At 42.1% G+C, this 18612-nt stretch carries 19 protein-coding genes; 12 read left to right on the top strand and 7 right to left on the bottom strand.

The window, feature by feature from the left end:
* Nucleotides 1–74: 74 nt before the first annotated feature.
* Nucleotides 75–2153, bottom strand: coding sequence for a TonB-dependent receptor plug domain-containing protein (locus ACSLBF_RS21045; RefSeq protein ID WP_440056598.1), 2079 nt, complete (start codon nt 2151–2153; stop codon nt 75–77).
* A gap of 267 nt (nt 2154–2420) precedes the next feature.
* On the opposite strand from ACSLBF_RS21045, the gene ACSLBF_RS21040 reads away from it, so the two are divergent.
* The gene (locus ACSLBF_RS21040) at nt 2421–2828 is read left to right on the top strand and encodes a hypothetical protein (protein ID WP_440056597.1); all 408 of its coding nucleotides are present in this window, start codon (nt 2421–2423) and stop codon (nt 2826–2828) included.
* Nucleotides 2829–3202: 374 nt separating this feature from the next.
* A complete protein-coding gene (locus tag ACSLBF_RS21035; protein WP_440056596.1) occupies nt 3203–3682 on the top strand; it encodes an REP-associated tyrosine transposase in 480 nt (159 codons plus the stop codon).
* A gap of 238 nt (nt 3683–3920) precedes the next feature.
* Here ACSLBF_RS21035 and ACSLBF_RS21030 read toward each other — a convergent pair whose 3' ends face one another.
* Both ACSLBF_RS21030 and hutH read right to left on the bottom strand, forming a co-directional pair.
* Nucleotides 3921–5921: a urocanate hydratase gene (locus ACSLBF_RS21030; protein ID WP_440056595.1), complete on the bottom strand. Its 2001-nt coding sequence runs from the start codon at nt 5919–5921 to the stop codon at nt 3921–3923.
* 12 nt (nt 5922–5933) lie between these two features.
* Nucleotides 5934–7427 carry a histidine ammonia-lyase gene (gene hutH, locus ACSLBF_RS21025; RefSeq protein ID WP_440056594.1) on the bottom strand — a complete coding sequence of 498 codons (1494 nt, stop codon included), beginning with the start codon at nt 7425–7427 and terminating at the stop codon, nt 5934–5936.
* 139 nt (nt 7428–7566) lie between these two features.
* Between hutH and ACSLBF_RS21020 the strand changes: the two genes are divergently transcribed.
* Both ACSLBF_RS21020 and ACSLBF_RS21015 read left to right on the top strand, forming a co-directional pair.
* Entirely contained in the window at nt 7567–8466 is a 900-nt protein-coding gene (locus tag ACSLBF_RS21020; RefSeq protein WP_440056592.1) for a LysR family transcriptional regulator, read from the top strand.
* Nucleotides 8467–8565: 99 nt separating this feature from the next.
* Complete coding sequence (locus tag ACSLBF_RS21015; RefSeq protein ID WP_440056591.1) at nt 8566–10650, top strand: tetratricopeptide repeat-containing sensor histidine kinase; 2085 nt, start codon at nt 8566–8568, stop codon at nt 10648–10650.
* A 15-nt stretch (nt 10651–10665) separates the two neighbouring features.
* On the opposite strand, the gene ACSLBF_RS21010 is transcribed toward ACSLBF_RS21015, so the two are convergent.
* Nucleotides 10666–11043: a hypothetical protein gene (locus ACSLBF_RS21010; protein ID WP_440056590.1), complete on the bottom strand. Its 378-nt coding sequence runs from the start codon at nt 11041–11043 to the stop codon at nt 10666–10668.
* 243 nt (nt 11044–11286) lie between these two features.
* Here ACSLBF_RS21010 and ACSLBF_RS21005 point away from each other — a divergent pair, with 243 nt between their 5' ends.
* On the top strand, nt 11287–11595 hold the full coding sequence (locus ACSLBF_RS21005; RefSeq protein WP_440056589.1) for a hypothetical protein: 309 nt from the start codon (nt 11287–11289) through the stop codon (nt 11593–11595).
* A 52-nt stretch (nt 11596–11647) separates the two neighbouring features.
* Here the strand turns inward: ACSLBF_RS21005 and ACSLBF_RS21000 are convergent, their stop codons facing one another.
* The 3 genes from ACSLBF_RS21000 to ACSLBF_RS20990 all read right to left on the bottom strand — a co-directional run bounded on the left by ACSLBF_RS21000 (nt 11648) and on the right by ACSLBF_RS20990 (nt 13362).
* Entirely contained in the window at nt 11648–11812 is a 165-nt protein-coding gene (locus ACSLBF_RS21000; protein ID WP_440056588.1) for a hypothetical protein, read from the bottom strand.
* A 393-nt stretch (nt 11813–12205) separates the two neighbouring features.
* The gene (locus ACSLBF_RS20995) at nt 12206–12790 is read right to left on the bottom strand and encodes an FMN-binding negative transcriptional regulator (protein WP_440056587.1); all 585 of its coding nucleotides are present in this window, start codon (nt 12788–12790) and stop codon (nt 12206–12208) included.
* Nucleotides 12787–13362 carry a GNAT family N-acetyltransferase gene (locus tag ACSLBF_RS20990; protein WP_440056586.1) on the bottom strand — a complete coding sequence of 192 codons (576 nt, stop codon included), beginning with the start codon at nt 13360–13362 and terminating at the stop codon, nt 12787–12789. The genes ACSLBF_RS20995 and ACSLBF_RS20990 overlap by 4 nt, the downstream gene beginning before the upstream one ends.
* 101 nt (nt 13363–13463) lie before the next feature.
* Here ACSLBF_RS20990 and pdxR point away from each other — a divergent pair, with 101 nt between their 5' ends.
* The 7 genes from pdxR (at nt 13464) to ACSLBF_RS20955 (ending at nt 18512) form a co-directional block, all read left to right on the top strand.
* Complete coding sequence (gene pdxR / locus ACSLBF_RS20985) at nt 13464–14918, top strand: MocR-like pyridoxine biosynthesis transcription factor PdxR (RefSeq protein ID WP_440056585.1); 1455 nt, start codon at nt 13464–13466, stop codon at nt 14916–14918.
* Nucleotides 14915–15232: a hypothetical protein gene (locus ACSLBF_RS20980; protein WP_440056584.1), complete on the top strand. Its 318-nt coding sequence runs from the start codon at nt 14915–14917 to the stop codon at nt 15230–15232. Before pdxR ends, ACSLBF_RS20980 begins: the two co-directional genes overlap by 4 nt.
* 114 nt (nt 15233–15346) lie before the next feature.
* The gene (locus ACSLBF_RS20975; RefSeq protein WP_440056583.1) at nt 15347–15898 is read left to right on the top strand and encodes an RNA polymerase sigma factor; all 552 of its coding nucleotides are present in this window, start codon (nt 15347–15349) and stop codon (nt 15896–15898) included.
* Entirely contained in the window at nt 15895–16737 is an 843-nt protein-coding gene (locus ACSLBF_RS20970) for a hypothetical protein (protein ID WP_440056582.1), read from the top strand. Before ACSLBF_RS20975 ends, ACSLBF_RS20970 begins: the two co-directional genes overlap by 4 nt.
* A gap of 14 nt (nt 16738–16751) precedes the next feature.
* Entirely contained in the window at nt 16752–17549 is a 798-nt protein-coding gene (locus tag ACSLBF_RS20965; protein WP_440056581.1) for a hypothetical protein, read from the top strand.
* Between the two features lie 381 nt (nt 17550–17930).
* Nucleotides 17931–18167 (top strand): DUF6289 family protein, encoded by a 237-nt coding sequence (locus ACSLBF_RS20960; protein WP_440056580.1) that lies wholly within the window; start codon nt 17931–17933, stop codon nt 18165–18167.
* A 114-nt stretch (nt 18168–18281) separates the two neighbouring features.
* On the top strand, nt 18282–18512 hold the full coding sequence (locus ACSLBF_RS20955; protein ID WP_440056579.1) for a DUF6289 family protein: 231 nt from the start codon (nt 18282–18284) through the stop codon (nt 18510–18512).
* The last annotated feature ends 100 nt before the right edge of the window (nt 18513–18612 follow it).

Genomic DNA, 18612 nt, shown 5'->3' with positions numbered 1-18612 from the left:
GTTGTCATTATACTCAGTAATTGTTCAAGAAGTAATCGCTGCCGTGGTTTTATTTTGTCAACGGATCACGCGTCTCAGAATTGGTAACTGAATTGAACGCGCAGATTTCTGGGAGCTTGTAAATATTGGATTGGAGAAGTGCCCCGAGCATTCCCATGGTAATAGAGTTTGTCGAAGACGTTTTCAATATAAAAACCAAGTCGATAGTTCGGTGTTTGCTTGTAGAGGTGAAGAGCCACGGTCGTCCATCCGTCAATTTCAGTAATTTCCGTTCCGACATCGTTAATACGGTTGGCTTCTGTATAGTTTTCGGCCCAGTGGTCGACAAAACCTGCTATTCGCCAGTGTTGATTTAAGTTATAAACCAAACCTAATTTCAGTTTATATTTTGGAATATTAAGGACTTGGTACTGGCCATTAACTTGTTCTTTGTCTGGCGAGACGTAACGGAGCGCTATTTGTCCTTGCCAGCTACCACGATGGAATTTCAGTTGGTTTTCAAAGCCGGACACTTTTTGTTCTCCCGTAATTTCCGTGGTCCATGTGCCATTTTGTGGGTCTAAGATTTTTTCATAGAAATTTTCGGCTTTCATTTGATAAATAGCGGCAATATTGGCAAATGAAATCTCGTGCCAAGTAAATCTTTTACTCCAGTTTAGCTCTGCCATTTTCATCGTTTGTGATTCAAGGTTATCATCAATCACCAAATCAAATTCAAAAATCGTCGGTGGCCTGAATGCTTCGCCGTAAGTGAGCTTGATTGCTTGGGAAGGATCTGGCTGATAAACAAAACTGGTCCTTGGCAAATAGGCTGAGTTAGTGAAATCTTGATGGTTGTATCTTATGCCAGCGCTGATTTTGAGACTACGCTCCTGCCATGAAAGTGTTTTTGAGTATTGAGCGTATAGTGCATGTTTTTCTGACTTTTCTTTGTCTTTTGCCCATTCTGGAGGAGTGAATAGCATAATGCCGTTGCCAGTATTTCGGTACTTAACTTTGCGGCCAATTTCTGTTTTCCAGCCATCATAACCAAAAATCCAATCGCTGTTTTCCTGTGAGGTATATTGCCACTGGGTGTTAAGGCGAATTCTATCAGATGGGCCGATGTCTTCTCGTTCGTTATACTGTACTAAGTCTTGATAACGTGTGGCTCCATCGGGAATAAGGGTGGTTAACCTGTCTTTCTCTTTGTATTCTCTAAAATAGCTTAATTCGATAGTGCCTTGCCAAGACTCTGATGGCGCGAAATTTTGTCCAATATAGTAATTTTCATACCCCCTGCGCGAATCGTCTCCGGTAACGTAGTCGTATGAGACGGCTTCGATGCCGCTAACATTTTCTCCCCGACTGAGGTTGCCACCGATATAGAAGTCCTGATAACTCAATGTAGCGTCTAAAGTATAGTTACTTTCATCATTTCGAAATTCGCCACTGCTGAGATCTCTTAGCGGATCTTTGCTGCTTCGGCTGAATCGCACTGTATCAAAAACAAACTGTTTTAATTCCTTATAATCCTGCGCACTGTCAAAGTAACTGGCACTGAATGAAAAAGAGAAGCTGTCGTTTTTGTGATTTAGTAGTACATGTCCATGACGCGTATTCGCTTCACCTATGACTACGTGAAGCTCGTTCTCTGGTTGACCTAAGCGAGTGATAACGTTAATCACCCCTTGTGTTGCATTGCCGCCATATAGTGTTGAATTAGGGCCTTGCAATACTTCTACTCGTTCGATACGACTAGCAGGAAAGTTATTCATAATAAACGCTTCGTTGGCCAACAGATTTTGTACTTCTCGACCATCAATTAACATGAGCGTACCAGACATGTTTCCAGTAAAACCACGCTGCCCGCCGGGTAACCAGCTCCATTGGTAGAAGTAGTCCATATTGGGAATACTGGCTAACATTTCTTTTAAATCTCGCCAGCCATAGTTGACGATATCATCGCGACTAATGACATATACGGTGCCCGACGAGGTAAGCCAAGGTTCACTTTTTTTTGCTGCAACGGAGACCTCAACTTGCATAAGCTGTTCGAATGGTAAAGAGAATAGCGAGTCCTGCTCATTGTTTTCAGCGTGTAAATTGAGAGAGCAACAGCTAAGTGCAATGTAATAAACATGGCGAACGTGGGTCATAGATTCCGATTTCACTGCGGATTTACCACGAAGTATAGTGCAAAATTAAGAATTGAAGGTGAGCCAAAACGCTTACAAAAAGCCTGAGTTTAGATACTAGAAACCGAAGAAGTCTACACTGCTAAAATGTCAATTTACACATCTTCAGCACCCTCAAGGGTAACCTTTCCTAGCGAAGTTCCTAAGTTTGACATTCTGCCTCTTAGAGTTGCAGGGTAACAGTTTATCAAATAGCAGCGTAAGCTCACGGCTATTGTTTATTGAAACCAACCCGAGGTCAGCATGAATATTAAATTTGATGATGTTCTAAATCTATTTGAGCTAGTTAATTTTGGTTCTCCGTACGAAAGTGAAGAATATATTTGTAAAGAGTCAGGAAAGACATATTGTTACACTGAGTTTGCTGACAACGAAGAAGAATTGCCAGACGATATTAATGATGAAAAATACTTAGCGATTCCTTATAAAGATGACTTGAATCTTGGTAATAATCTCGCATTCAATTTTACTTTAGAATATCTACCGTCTGAATATGAAAACGTACGTTCAACCTTTAAGCGTAAAGGTGCTTATGTGAGGTTTAAATCATTGCTAGAGAATGCTGGCATAATTGAAGCGTGGTATAAATATGAAGCCATGCACACGGAAAAAGCGTTACGAGAATGGTGTACACAGCAAGGTATTATATAATCAGCGGTTAACATGCCAAGAAAGTTTGAGGTCAGGTCTTGCTTTTTGCCTCTCTCCACACTTTTTTGTTTAGCAAAGTGCAAGACCTGACCCCAGGCCGTTCCAAGACCTGACCCCAGGTCGTTCTTCTAAACTTTTTCATCCAGTCCTCTGATTTAATTGTATTATTAATTCTAGTGTAGGTTGGAAAAGCCGAAGGCGCCTTCCAACAAAGGTGTAAAGGGTTCGCGACTAGGCTCTTTTTACGCAAGGAGAAACGAGCCCGTTTAACCATTGTTAAGGGACTCTCAATCGTCGGATGGCGCTTCACTTATCCGACCTACAAATCTTAAGAGCAATCACAAGGAGGTGGTACGCGGTATCGGCGTAATTATGTGGCTGGTGGCACGTATTTTTTCACGGTGAATTTGTTAAACCGTAATCGCGCTTTGCTGGTGGAGCATATTGATGTTTTACGAGAGTCTGTTAGTAGGGTGAAGCAACGGCAGCCGTTTGATATTGATGCTTGGGTGGTGATGCCCGATCATTTGCATGCTGTACTTACTTTGCCTCAAGGTGATTGGAACTACTCTAATCGTTGGCGCGAGATCAAAAAGCGCTTTTCTAAGTCATTACCAAAGACTGAATTTATTTCTAATACTCGTCAGCAATCTGGTCATAGGGGCGTTTGGCAGCGGCGCTTTTGGGAGCATACCATTCGAGATGAGCGGGATTTTTGGCACCATGTAAACTACGTTCATGACAACCCAATGAAGCATGGTTTGGTTAAACGTGTCGTTGATTGGCCGTATTCCAGTTTTCATTATGCTGTTGCAAAAGGGGTTTATGATCCGTCATGGTCTGGAGGAGTCTGATAGGTGGACGATACAAATTTTAGTTGTGTTTAATAAACACGTCGTATGGCGGCGCTTTGCGCTTTATTCCGACCTATGGGTTTAATCTGCGTAGGTTGGAAAAGCCGGAGGCGCGACCCAACAAAGTGTCAGATGTACGCCTTAAAGGTCCACTTGTGGCACAAAGCCGTCCTCAGGCTCTAACTCATTTCTGTTATTCAAATTTAGCTGCGCCAATCGACGCAGCTAAATTCAACACTTAAAACGATAGATTATTTAAAATCTCATCATCCACGTTATTGGCTAACGTGACTTTTAATTTCGGTGTACGTGCCATTTCGCGTTTGATTGCGAAGTTGGCCTCTTCGTTACGTGCCCAACTGCGACGGGCAATACCATTGTTAACATCAAACAATAGCATTGACTTTAAGCGACCTTCGGCTTCTGGTGACCCATCAAGTAGCATACCAAAACCGCCGTTGATCACTTCGCCCCAACCAACGCCACCGCCGTTGTGGATAGATACCCAAGTCGCACCGCGGAAACTATCGCCAATTACGTTGTGAATGGCCATATCCGCAGTAAAACGGCTGCCATCGTAGATGTTTGACGTTTCACGGAATGGTGAATCAGTACCACTGACGTCATGGTGATCACGACCAAGGACCACAGGACCAATCTCGCCGCGAGCAATTGCATCATTGAAGGCTTTGGCGATTTCAGCACGGCCTTGTGCATCTGCATATAAAATACGTGCTTGCGAGCCAACTACCAGCTTGTTTTGTTTTGCGTCTTTGATCCAAGTGATGTTGTCTTGCATCTGTTGTTGAATTTCCTCAGGCGACTCAGCCATGATCTTGTTCAACACGTCTGCGGCGATTGCATCGGTTTTATCTAAATCTTCCGGTTTACCTGACGTACATACCCAGCGGAACGGGCCAAAGCCATAGTCAAAACACATGGGTCCAAGAATATCTTGTACATAAGAAGGGTATTTAAAATCGATGCCGTTTTCCGCCATGACATCGCCGCCAGCGCGTGATGCTTCTAGCAAGAAGGCATTACCATAATCAAAGAAATAGGTGCCTTTTGCTGTATGCTTGTTCACGGCGTCGGCGTGGCGCTTCAACGTTGCTTGTACTTTTTCTTTGAATAGTTCTGGTTCTTCACGAATTAAACGGTTTGATTCTTCGTAGCTAATATCCACAGGGTAATAGCCGCCTGACCAAGGGTTGTGTAGCGAAGTTTGATCAGATCCCAGATGCACGAAAATCTCTTGTTCGTAGAACGTCTCCCACACATCAACCACGTTCCCGATGTAAGCAATTGATACGACTTCTTCATTTGCTTGCGCTTCTTTAACACGCGCTACAAGGGCATCCATGTTGTCGATTAGCTCATCTACCCAACCTTGCTGGTGACGTTTGGTTGCGGCTTTTGGGTTTACTTCTGCACACACAGTGATACAGTTTGCAATGTTACCCGCTTTAGGCTGTGCACCACTCATGCCGCCAAGACCTGCGGTTAGGAAGATCTTACCTTGCGGGCTTTCCCCTTTGTTTAAAACTTTACGGAACGCGTTCATCACTGTAATGGTGGTGCCGTGGACAATGCCTTGTGGACCAATGTACATAAATGACCCTGCTGTCATCTGACCGTATTGTGTTACGCCTAGCGCGTTAAAGCGCTCCCAATCATCCGGTTTAGAGTAGTTCGGGATCATCATTCCGTTAGTGACGACTACGCGTGGAGCATCTTTTGAGGACGGGAATAGACCCATAGGGTGTCCCGAGTACATGTGCAGCGTTTGGTCTTCTTCCATTTCGCTTAAATACTTCATGGTCAATAGATACTGCGCCCAGTTTTGGAAAACTGCACCGTTACCACCATAAGTGATCAGCTCTTCAGGGTGCTGCGCTACCGCTGGATCTAAGTTATTGTCGATCATTAGCATGATCGCAGCTGCTTGTTCACACTTAGCAGGGTAATCGGAGATAGAGCGGGCTTTAAGCTCATAGTTTGGCTTGAAGCGGTACATATAAATACGGCCAAAGTCCTTTAACTCTTGGGCAAATTCAGCTGCGAGCGCTTGGTGCCATTCTTTTGGGAAATAACGTAGTGCGTTACGAATTGCCAATTGTTTTTCGTCGGCAGATAAAATGTCTTTACGTTTTGGTGCACGGTTAGCGTCTGCCGGATATGGTTTTGGCTCAGGTAAAACGCTTGGGATCCCTTGTTTAATTTGTTCTTGGAAATTCATCACAACTCTCCCTTAATTCACGGTAAATGCTTGAGATTTCACTAAAGCTATCATGGCATCGATGTCAGGTTTCAATAATCTATCTTCTTCTAGTTTGGCAACCTTGGCACGGATCACTTTAAAGTTCGCTTCGATTAAATCTGAACAGGTATTTGGGCGTCTAAATTCGATTGCCTGAGCTGCGTACATTAATTCGATAGCGAAGATTTTTTCTAGATTACCTAAGATCTGGTTTAACTTACGGCCTGAGATACTGCCCATAGAAACATGATCTTCTTGACCCATCGAAGTTGGAACACTATCCGCGGAAGGTGGGAAACACAGTGATTTGTTTTCAGTAACCAATGCAGCAGTGGTGTATTGTGGGATCATCATGCCTGAGTTTAAACCACCCGATGTGGTTAACAAACGTGGCAAACCGTGTAAGCCTTCGAGTAACAAGTAACAGCGTCTGTCAGAGATATTACCTAGCTCGGCTGCTGCAATTGACGCATAATCTAACACCATAGCCAGAGGTTGACCGTGGAAGCTACCACCTGAAATCGCTTCTTCTTCACTGATAACAATCGGGTTATCGGTTACCGAGTTCATTTCGATTTCGGCAAGTTCTTTAAGGTGATTGTAAGCATTACGAGAAGCACCGTGCACTTGCGGAATACAACGCAGTGAGTATGGATCTTGAACACGATCACAATCGGTATGTGCAGCCATGTTTTGCGAGTCTTTGAAGAAGCGACGCATACGGGCTGCAACCTCGATATTCCCCTCAAAAGCACGAATTTGGTGTAGCTCTTCTCTAAACGGCGATTGGCTACCTTGCATACCTTCAATACTCATTGCGCCTGCAAGATCTGCAAGGTCAAGCAAGTAACGCATTTTGGTCAATGCGGTGATGGCATGAGATAGAATAAATTGCGTACCATTGATAAGCGCCAAGCCTTCTTTTGCGTGTAGCTCAAGTGGCTCTAAACCATGCTCTTTCAGCATCTGTGCTGCAGGCACTATTTGCTCACCTTGCCAGAACTCACCTTCACCAAGCAAAGGTAAAAACAGATGTGAAAGCGGCGCTAAGTCACCCGAAGCACCGACAGAGCCTTGTTCAGGAACCACTGGAATTAAGTCAAGTTCAATGAACTTTAACATGCGCTCAACCACTTCAAGGCGAATGCCTGAAAAGCCTTGGCTTAAAGCGTGTACTTTGGTGATCAGCATTAATTTTGAGATGGGCTTGACGATTGGCTCACCCACACCGACAGCATGGGTGATCAGCAAATTCTTTTGTAGCAGGTGGGTTTCCTCAGGCGATATTTGGGTATCACACAAGGGGCCAAAACCGGTATTTATGCCATAAACAGCTTTATCAGAAGCGGCCATTTTGTCGACGTTACGACGGCTTTTGTTAATTTTATCTAATGCTTCTTGGCATAGTTCAGCTTGGATACTGCCATTGGCAATCCCGTTTACAATATCCAGATTTAGACGGTCAACACCATATCTAAACGTCATAGTTTTCTCCCAAATATCATCTTGTTGCGATCTGCATTATCGCGTTTATGGGAGCATGCTAACTTGTGCAAGATGTTTTATAAATGCATAATAATCGTAATTCATTCCGATTTTATCGAACTAAAGGTTTGGCACTTTAATGCAAGTTCATGACGTTGATTTACGGTTACTCCGAATTTTCGTGGCAATTGTTGAATGCGGTGGTCTGTCGGCCGCAGAATCACGATTAAATATTGGTCGTTCTACCATCAGCTCTCACCTGTCGGATCTTGAAGTGCGGCTAGGAATTAAACTATGCAAGCGCGGTCGCAGTGGCTTTGAGCTAACAGAACCCGGCCGAATAACTTATCAGGCTTCATTGGAACTATTACAACAATGTGAGGCATTTGCCACCACCGTGGCTAGCTCAAAAGATGAGTTGGCAGGTAGGGCTACGATTTCGGTTATTGATACTATGGTGAGTGATCCGCGATGCGGCGTTGCTCGAGCTATTTCAGCACTCAGAGCAAAGAGCGATAAAATTCAATTTGAGATTAATGTGTGTGAAGCGCGAGAAGTGGAAACATCCGTCGTGAATGGTCGCTCTTTGGTAGGACTTGGCGTGAGTCGACATCAGCTGAGGGGATTAGAGTATCAACCACTACACAACGAAGTGAATTACCTCTACTGTGGGGTTGGACATCCACTTTATGATTGCGACGCTTCAGAGACCGATTCGCTATTGGCTGAAGCGGAGGTTATTTCTAGTAACTACACAAGAGATAAGGAATCGCGAAACGACGGCTTAAATTATCAAAATAGTGCCGTTGCCTATCACGATGAGGGGATTGCACATTTGATTTTATCTGGGCAATTTATAGGCTATTTGCCTGAGCATTATGCCAGCTATTGGGTGGATAAAGGGGTGTTTAAACCGATATTGCCAACTAAATACAACTACCAGATCCCGGTGATGTTGATATCTTCGAAAAGTAGTGCCTCTTCTCCTTTAGCGACTGCACTTATAGAAGAAATTAAACGTTGCCATCATCATCAGTAAATACGATTTCTTTAGAAAATGTTCCCATATTTGCAATTAGTAAAGTAGCTATTTTTAACTAAACTTAGAGGGATGTTCCATGTAGTAAGCGAAGTTTATATGAAAAAATTTGGCTTGGTTATTGTTGTTACCTTGCTTTTTATCCCACTTTTAACATCAGCGAAGATATCCGATGAAGCTTTTAGCCAAATGCGTTCAGAAGTCAGCGCCGCAGGCGGAAAATCTCCATTGAGTGGAATTGAAACCATAGACAATCTGTTGGCTAAACACGGATCGGAGCTCGCAAATTCACAAACAATCCGACTACTTTATTTAAAGTCTTGGTATCTGATCAATGCAGACCGGATAGAGAGTGCAGTCAGCACTTTAGCTCAAGCGCGTCTGCTGGCGCGTGATATTGACGAACCGGGTATTCTCTACAGTTATTACAGCATCTCTGCCAGTGCTTTCTCCAATGTCGAATTATATGAGTTGGCACTGGAAAACAATTTAAAAGCGTATGAGGAAGCGCCAAAGTTAAACCGACCTGAATTTATCAGCCAAACCGAAAACAATATTGGTCATGTTTATCTTAAGCTAGGGTTGCTAGACCAAGCGCGATACTACTTTCAACGTTTTTACAACTCGGCAGTGGAACTAAAATTGGTGTCCCAGCAAGCAACGGGAATGAATAATCTCGGTGAGGTTGCCTTCTTAAAAGGTGAATTAGAAGAGGCATTGCAACTCCATGAACAAGCTTTAACAATACGTCGAGAAAATGGCTATCAGTATCATGAGGCATGGTCATTGTATAATCTCGGCCGTGTTTATGCCGCAAAACGCAGGCTCGATTTGGCAGAACAATATCTTGTGCAAGCAGTGGAAAGTTGGGAAAACAACAGTGCTTTTTCTAAAGCGTTGTTAGCTAAGTTGGAATTGGCAAAGTTACATTCAGAATTGTTGAGAGTAGATAATGCTGCCAATCTAATAGAGGAAATTATCCAACAGAGTACTAAATACAATCAATTAGTGACCCTAAAAGAGGCGCTGTTACTAAAAAGTCAACTCAAGCGAAGTACTGGCGATTTTGCAGAAGCGCTAGATGTGATAGATAAATTTAACGCAGTGACCAGGCAATTTTCAGAAAAGCAAGCATCCATAGGACTTGCCTATATGGTGTCACAAACTGAACTGCAAACCAAAGAAGTCGCGCTCAAACAGTTAGAACAAGAGCACCAACTCACTCTGGCCATCGCAGAGGCTCGCCGTCGACAAAACTACATTATCGGTGTTAGTGCGGCTTTGGTCGTCTTAATTACTTGGTTCTTTATCTATCGCATTAATCGGCAAAAACGTAAGCTTCAGATTTTGGTCGAACGTTTGAAACGCACTCAAGACAAGCTTGTTGAATCAGAGAAAATGCGTGCGATGACCACTTTGGTTTCAGGGATGGCACATCAGCTTAACACGCCATTGGGACTGGTGATCACAGCAAATTCTACCTTGCAGTCACAAGTAGAAACCTTGACAGAGCAATTGTCTAATCAGTCATTAACGCAAAACCAGCTTAAGCAGTTCATTAACGAATCTTCAGAGTTGTTGCAGCTAAGCCAAAAAAACAGTGAAAAAGCGGCTGATATGATCCAGCGATTTAAAATGATGTCCGCCAAACTTCAAATGAGTGAGTTGAGTCACTTTGATGTGCTGACATACTTGCAAGAAAAAGTCGGCAAATTAGAGGCCATTCAACAACCGGGAATCGCATTCGAGATCACTGGAGAAAGTATAACTATTACAACTTATGCGTCTGTTTTACTTAAAGTGATTTCTCAATTAATTGAAAACTCAGTGAAACATGGCTTTCAAAATACCAACAAGCCAAAAATACTTCTTGAGGTGAGGTCCGGTGATGAACAACAAATTGACATTCACTATATAGATAATGGTGAAGGCATCTCACTAGATAAGCGAAAACAGGTGTTTGATCCGTTTTATACTACGCGGTTAGGCGAGGGGAGTCTGGGGCTTGGACTTAATATCATCTACAACTCAGTGGTGCATATAATGCAGGGACAAGTTGAGTGCGTAGAGGACTCTAAAGGGGCGCACTTTGTGATCAGTTTACCTCGAGTTATAGCTAAACATACGATAGATTCTCCACAACAAGAGGAAGTAGATTCGTTATCAGAAGCCTTTAATGCGTGATAAGCCAGGGTTGTTTTACAGATTCAAAGAAATACTGATAGTCGCGTAAATCGCACTAAGAGTAATAAATGCCAAAACCGCCATCATTACTGAGCGCTCGGGAATGGCGTGAATAGCTAATGAGGGCATCCACATTAGTACATTGAACTTGGGTAAAAAGAACACGCAGTGCTGTTCAAATTTTTTTAGCTGCTGGTATACGTTGGTCAAAGCTAGTTTTGCCCCTGCTAGGTACGCTAACACAAACGTGGAAGCGCCAACTAACTCAATCATTGCCATCAGCTCTACCCCTACCATGATCTCAGTTCCTGCCAAGAACAATACAAGGATCATGGCACTGGTGTGCCAAAAGCTTTGAGCGCATTGATCTTTTAATTTGCTGAGCAGCTTCATACTTTATCCATTGTGTTTTAGCGCACTTCGGAGGATACGCGCTAACCTAAGAGCGTTTAATATGTATTTGTCTATATTTTATACATATTGAAATACCGCTGCCAGGAAATGAAGCTTGAGCTTATTCGCTTATGGTGATAGAAGTAAAATAGTAGAAGCGAGTTTAGCACTTAACCCAAATGGGTTAATTAACTGTCGAAGAAAAAAAGTACCTAGTCGCTTCCTTTTTTGTAAGGAGATTAAATGGTCGTTGAATATAACAAGCACAAAAAAATTACGACTACACAATTCATACTGGTGATCGGTTCCATTGTATTTATGCTGTTAACGGCATATACCTCAAACTTGCTATCAGACGACTTGGAGCAGTTTAATTTAAGCGAAGAAGCGCGACTTATTTTTATTGTTTTTAGTGCTGTGGGATTACCTGTTGTGAGTTTATGTATATCTCAACTGCTGGTTAAGTGGCGAGGTGTGGACTGTGGCATTAAAGCTGTATTTTATTCATCGTTAATCGTATTGCTAGCGCAAATCCCTTTTTTGTTTAGCTGATTGAGCTGAGTTTTATTGGCGGTTAACTTGGTAACCGCCTCTAGGTGATTTGTTAGCAGTACCAGCCGTCACAGGTGAAGTCAGAAAGACAACGACCAATATTAGATACACCACGGCGACCACCAGCTACAGCCGGTGTATTTTCAACAGGAAGCTTGCGCTTCGATTTTGATTCTGACAGATCTTTCAATCGAGTTTTAGTAAGTTTTAGTTTCATAATATTTTCCTTAACTATCTGCAACCGGTATTGGTTGCTATGTCAAAATTAAATGATAGTGGTATTCATTCCAATAATAGTTTTCTTATCTACATGTTATCTTTGATAATATATTCGTGATTTGATGATTTATTTGACGTAATCGCTGACTATTCAATGGAGTTAGAGTGGATTCACCTAAACTTTGTGTGACGTATGACCATCATTACTGATGTTTATTAGTCATAAAACTCTTGTATTTGTTGGTTGGAAAGTAGCCGGCTTGCCTTTTGGAGTAAACTTTTTAACGACAGCTGTAGTAAATGACGGCTGTGAGAATCCCTAAAAGGCAAGAGTTAAACTCAAGCAGGGACTCATGAACGAAACGCACGTCCTAGCTTACAAGCTTGGTATTTAAGATATTTTTTCGCTGATTCGAGACCCTTGTTGGGTTAGGCAGAGCTTTATTTTTTCTCTTACTGCCGATGATTTGTTCTGGCTCAGTTTAAAGTAGCCTTGAATGTGGTTGATGTTTATCTCAAAAAAGGTAATTGCTGCAAACAGACCTGTTAGTTGTTTTTCATTAAGCATGTCCATAGTCCAGTTACCGTTTGATGGCGCTTCAAAATGAGTTACTTGCTTACGCATGGAAGTATTTTTATCAGCAATAGAGTTTGTGACTTTCAACTCTCCCTTCACAATCACGTTGGCGTACAGCCAAGTGGGGAGTTTTACTTCAGGAATCATTGACGGCGACAAGTATTGGTTTTCAGCGTGAAAAATTAAGTGAACGATATTTCCTTTCGCCTGAAATAAAGGATTACTGTTTTGTGCGTGGCCAATGAGCCGGTTGGTATCGTGGTCATAAGTTAGTGGCAGAAAAACAGTCTCGATTACGCCGTCGATTACTACTGATATGGTGGCAAGTGGGTAAGCGTTAATCACTTCTTTCAAAACGGCTTCATCGTGTTCAATAACATAGTTATTTGGGTAACTCACAGTTTTGCCTCCAAATTCTTTTTAACCTCTGGCCACATATCGTCGGTAATGACGTATCTCGCGGTGTTGCGATAGCTGCCGTCTGGTAACTTACGGTCTTTCAACATTAATCCTTCAAAGTGCGCCCCTAAGCGAGCGATGGCATTTCTCGAGCGCTGGTTATTTTCATGAGTCTGAAATTGCACACGCACTAATCTCAAATCTTCGAAAGCATGTTTTAACAACAGGTATTTAGCATGTGTATTGACATGCGTACGCTGGAACTTAGTTCCGATAAAAGTGTGACCTATCTCTGCGCTGAGGTGTTGTTTATCAAGTCGGAATAGTCGAGTGTTACCGGCAAGTTGGCCGGTGACTTTATCCTCGACAGCCATAACAAGTTGCTCATTTTCATCAAACTGTGCGGTTTCATTGAACCATTTGCTGATCACTGATTGGTTTTGGCAATAGTTATTAAAGAGCCACTGCCAAACCATCGGATCTTGGCCTAACTCAAGTAGATCGATTAAGTGAGAACTTTGCAACGGGGTTAGCGTAACTTTCTCGGATGATAAAGTGACTGGGTGTAGCATTTGGACAACCTTTACAGCGTTTAGGATTAACAAAGAAGTTGCATTGTTGGTTAATTTTGGTTGAGATAGAACAACCAGTTTTATATTTTTTACTAGACCAGATGGCAATTTCTATTTCGACTGATGTGCAACTAACTCAGAGTAAACACCGAAGACTCGCGGCAATACTACGTGAGGCGATTGTCAATGGCACTTTAAAGCCTGGGGAAAAACTACCTTCCGCTAGGGATCTCGCTATTTTGCACCAGATAAATCGGCATACCGTGATGAATGCACTACAAAATCTGGTGTCAGAAGGCTGGTTAGTCGCAGAGCAACGTAAAGGTTATTGTGTGAATAGTGATTTGCCAATCACGGCATCGCATAAAACAACCGCCCCCATCGAAAACGTCCTAGAAAAAAAGATAAAAGCTAACTTTGCAACCGTTTTAACAGCAGTAAAGTCTCCCAATGTATTTGAATATCAATATAATTTTGCCAGTGGCATGCCGGATATTGAGGCATTCCCATTTGCTGAGTTTCGACGCTGTTTGAGTCAGGCGTGTCGAACAACGCATGTTCAACATTTACATTATGCTGAAGTTTCTGGAATTGAACGGTTACAGATCCAGATTAAAGAATACGTGCGTAAAGCTAGAAATTTAGCGTGTGAGCAATTGCTTATCTGCAATGGTTCGCAAGAAGCTTTAACTTTGGTGGCAAGTGCCTTTATCAATCCAGGAGATGGAATCGCAATGGAAGCATTAGGATATCCACCGGCGAGAAAAGCATTCCAACGCGTTGGTGCTCGTGTACATGCAATAGAACAAGATGACAAAGGGATAAAAGTCGAAGCACTAGCCAACTGCCTAAAAGAAAATAATATCAAGCTCCTTTATTTGACTCCTCTGCATCAATATCCAACTTCTGTAACGTTAGCTGTGCCACGTAGAATGGCTATTTATCAACTCTGTCAGCAATATGGGGTATTTATTATTGAAGACGATTATGACCATGAGTTTCACTATACGTCACCGCCACTACAGCCCATGGCAGCAACCGATCCTAGTGGCATTGTGATCTATGTTTCTACTTTTTCTAAAATTATGTTTGCTGGTGCCAGAGTTGGATATTTAACGGCGAGAAGCGATGTAATGCAGCAGCTTATTGCGCATAAGCAACTCCTCAATCATAAAAACGAAGTTTTAACTCAACTTGCATTGGCTATCTGGATGGAACAAGGTGGCTTTGAACGACATTTACGTAGAGTGACCAAAAGTTATGCTGCGCGTTATAAACATACTGAACGACTTCTTATCGAACAACAAAAGTCGATGGATGTCTGTTTTAATACCCCACAGGGAGGTATGGCGTTTTGGATCGATTGTAAAAAAGATGTCGGTAATTTGACCGTTCTAGCTAAAAGCCAAAGCATTTATGTACAAACCGAGCCGGAGTTTTGCATTGAACCCAAATCATGGAATACTCACATCCGGCTAGGATTCGCTAGTCAAAACGAGCAAAAGCAACAAGCCGGAATTGAACATCTATTTAAAATAATCAAAGAGATGAAATGAACAAGCGTGAAGCATTAGCAGAATTTATTACCTTTGGGGCAAACCAAGAACAAGCAATAGCAATTATTGTGGCGAGTGATGAACCATGCCATCTGCGATTAACACAATCTATGTTAAAGGGCGCACTAGCGCGCTATGTTGACGGTCGTATCAGCGAGGACGAACTTCAAATGTGGGCCTATGTGGTTGATAGCCGAGATGAGATCGAAAAAAGAGAATTCGAAGATTACATTTATGCGCTGATAAACCCTGAGTTAATGGGTGGACTTAGCAAAACTAATATCAAAAAAATGTTAGCCTTGCTCGACGACTAGCCTGATCTAGAAATTTTTAAATAAATTTCTCCCTCCAATCAACTTTTCAAAATTTGCTCAGTATAAGAGTAACAAGCAATTAAGAATAACAACAATCATGGCGGTAACTGATTAATGCAGGAAGAGAAACAGCTGATGTTACGAGTGAAAGAAGGAGAGCTGGATTGTTTAGCACCTTTGTTCGAACGATACAAACGCAGGTTATTTCAGTTCTTTATGAAAACCGGTCACAACAAACAAGTCAGTGAAGATTTAGTTCAGGAAACGTTTATGCGGGTTTTGGCTTATCGCACTGGATATAGCGGGGAGGGGGCATTTAGCACCTGGTTATATAGTATTGGACGAAATACCGCGGTTGATCATTACAGACGTAACAAAAATAGTATGAACCACGATGAACTAGATGAAGAGGCTGTAAATTCAGATCAGTCGCTTGGTGAAAACTTTGAAATTCAAGAGCGACAGAAACTGTTTGATCGAGCATTACTGAGTATTTCTGCGGAGCACCGAGAAATATTGGTGTTGAGTCGATTTCAGCAAATGAAATATGAAGAAATAGCAGCAATTCAAGGGTGTAACGTTAACACCTTGAAATCTCGAATGGTCAAAGCGGTTGAGCTGCTTAAGGCAGCATACCAATCTCTATGTGGGGAGGAAAAATCATGAATCATTCAGCGTTAATTGCTAAGAAAATTGCACAACTGAGCGACAGCGAAGCTGAGCAATTTAGTGATGAAGAACTATCGATTATTGCAACGGATAAAGCATTGCGAGCAGAGTTGGATTTCATTGCGTCGTTTTGGCATACGCCTGCGCAGCCGCTTCCTGAACCATCAAGTCAGTTGGATTCGCGTTTTTATGAGATGTTAGCCCAGGCGAACTCGGTTCAAAATGAGGCATCACCCAATAACAACCGAGTCGAACAGTCGATAGAAACCACTTGGACAAAGTTGAAACATTTCGCAAGTGCGATAGTCGCAAACAGCTTTAGCCCTCAAGTTGCTGGGATACAGCTAGCAGTTATAGCGGGGGTTTTCACTCTTGGTTATAGCTTGAACTCGCCACCCTCAGGTTCAGCAGAGCTCTTTGCTTTACAACAGCAGGTGGATGGATTGCATAACCGAATCGCGCTGTCGTTGATTCAAAAAGGCTCTGCCAGTGAGCGCTTAAGTGGAGTGAGCTATGGAAAACAACATTGGGGCAAAGATGCAGAACTAACTAATGCAATGCTGCAATTATTGAATCACGACCCGTCCAGCAATGTTCGCTTGGCTGTCGTCGCTACCTTGGACTCACCAGAGCTAGTAGCGTCGCTGAAAACCGATCTGATAAGTAGTGTTGTCAACCAACACCAACCCATAGTGCAGCTAGCACTTATTAAACAACTGCTGCGTTTTGGACCACAGCAACTCGAAGAGGAACTAATGTCACTGACTGTCGAAGATGGAATAACTGAAGAAGTGAAATTGTTTCTCAACAAACAACTCAATAAAAACCTTATTTAATAGAGGCCATGACAATGAAAAAACTAATAATAAGTGCACTTATCTCTTTGGCGTGTTCAACAACTTACGCAGCTGATTACAGCCTAAACTTGTCAGAGCCAAGTAAAGCAGCAAATATCGAGATTAATGTGGTATTGGGATCGGTGAAAGTAGTGGGCTACTCTGGCAAAACCGTCGAAATAACCACAGATTTGGAGCCGTTAGAAGTTGTTGAGTCAGACGATAGTGATGACAAAAAGTTAAAGGGGTTAAAATTAGTTACCCCGAAAAGTCCACAGTTAATTATGGAAGAAGATGGCAATAATGTGGAAATCAATAGTTTGTCTAGAAAAAGAGCGGTGCATTTTACGATAAAAGTGCCTAACACAAGTAACTTGGATATTAGAGTTGGTAAAGGGGGCGATATAACCGTTAGTGATGTGAATGGTGAATTAGATTTGATCAGTGGTCAGGGAGGCATTTATGCTGACAAAATTTCCGGACCTATCGTTGCAGAGAGCGGAAAGAAAGGGATTAAAGTACAATTTACTCGCTTTGAGCAAAAATCACCGTCATCACTTATTTCACACAAAGGTGATGTAGACGTTAGTTTACCGGCTAAAACCACTTCTGATATCAGTTTGCAAACATTTATGGGAGAGGTATATACCGGCTTTGAGATCCCATTTGTATCCGAACAAACCGCAAATGAGCAAGATAGCAATGGGAAGCGGATCATCGTGGGTGGCAGTATGATTGGAAAGCTTAATGGCGGAGGGCAGAAGCTAACTCTAAGTTCTTATAAAGGGGATATATACATCAGAAAAATGTAAAGCTTGGACTATTCCTTCACTCCCATTTAGGCCACATAAGCACAATTTGCTGTGCTGTGGCCCATTTCGCTTCTTTGACCTATCTAATCGTACAGAATCGACACCGCAAAAGTGATTGGGTTGTTATCGATACATTGGATTGTTGCTCTAAACGTCATTATTTATCAATTTATACAATAAATTTAAATTAATTACATTTTGGATCTGATGTTTTTTTTGATTTTTATTCCTTGTTTTTTATGGATATAATTTGTTTTTCTCGAAACTATTCTTATGGATATATTATTTGTTGTTAACTGTTGGGTTTTGAAGGTTGATTAATTGTTTCCATGTGTTGATTATGTTTACTCCAATTCTGGAAACGCAAAAAAGGAAAGTCCAATGAAAACAAAAATGATTTTACTAGCGGCAAGTTTGGTTGCAGGTTTAGCGGCAACAGCAGCATCAGCGTACCGTGGTGGATATATTCTTGAGATTATGTATCTAGATGATAATGGCAGAGTTGTCGGTGAAAAAATTGTTAACCAGTGCTACGGTTCAACGTATTCATGGGGTCAAAAAACTTCGCGAACAATCGTAAGCTCCGAGCCTTGTGGCGATAACTTTGACATCAGATAACCTCTGCAACGCTTAGCGTTCAGCTTTGACTTTGCAGTTTAGCTTACACTGTAGAGTGCTCAGTTATTGAGATTAATCGATATTTAAAGACAACAAAAATTTAAGGAAAATATCATGAAAACAAAAACGATTTTATTAGCGGCAAGTTTGGTTGCTGGTTTAGCGGCAACAGCGGCATCTGCATACCGTGGTGGTTATATCATCGAAATCCTTTACTACGATAACAACGGTAAAGTGGTTGGTGAAAAAATCATCAATCAATGTTATGGCTCTACATTTACTAGCGGTACAGTTACATCGAATGCTCGTATCGTAAGTAGTGAGCCCTGCGGCGATAACTTCTAAAAAATAGCGTTATCGAAAAGCAACCCTCGTAGTCCTAACAAGAATTACGAGGGCTGGATTTTTCAAATTTTTACACCTTCAAATACTTATTCAGTTAACT

Origin of the sequence: Pseudoalteromonas sp. T1lg65 (genome assembly GCF_051930985.1) — a bacterium.
In the GTDB taxonomy this organism is placed as follows: Bacteria; Pseudomonadota; Gammaproteobacteria; order Enterobacterales; family Alteromonadaceae; genus Pseudoalteromonas.
This window is presented reverse-complemented; position numbering and strand designations above follow the sequence as displayed.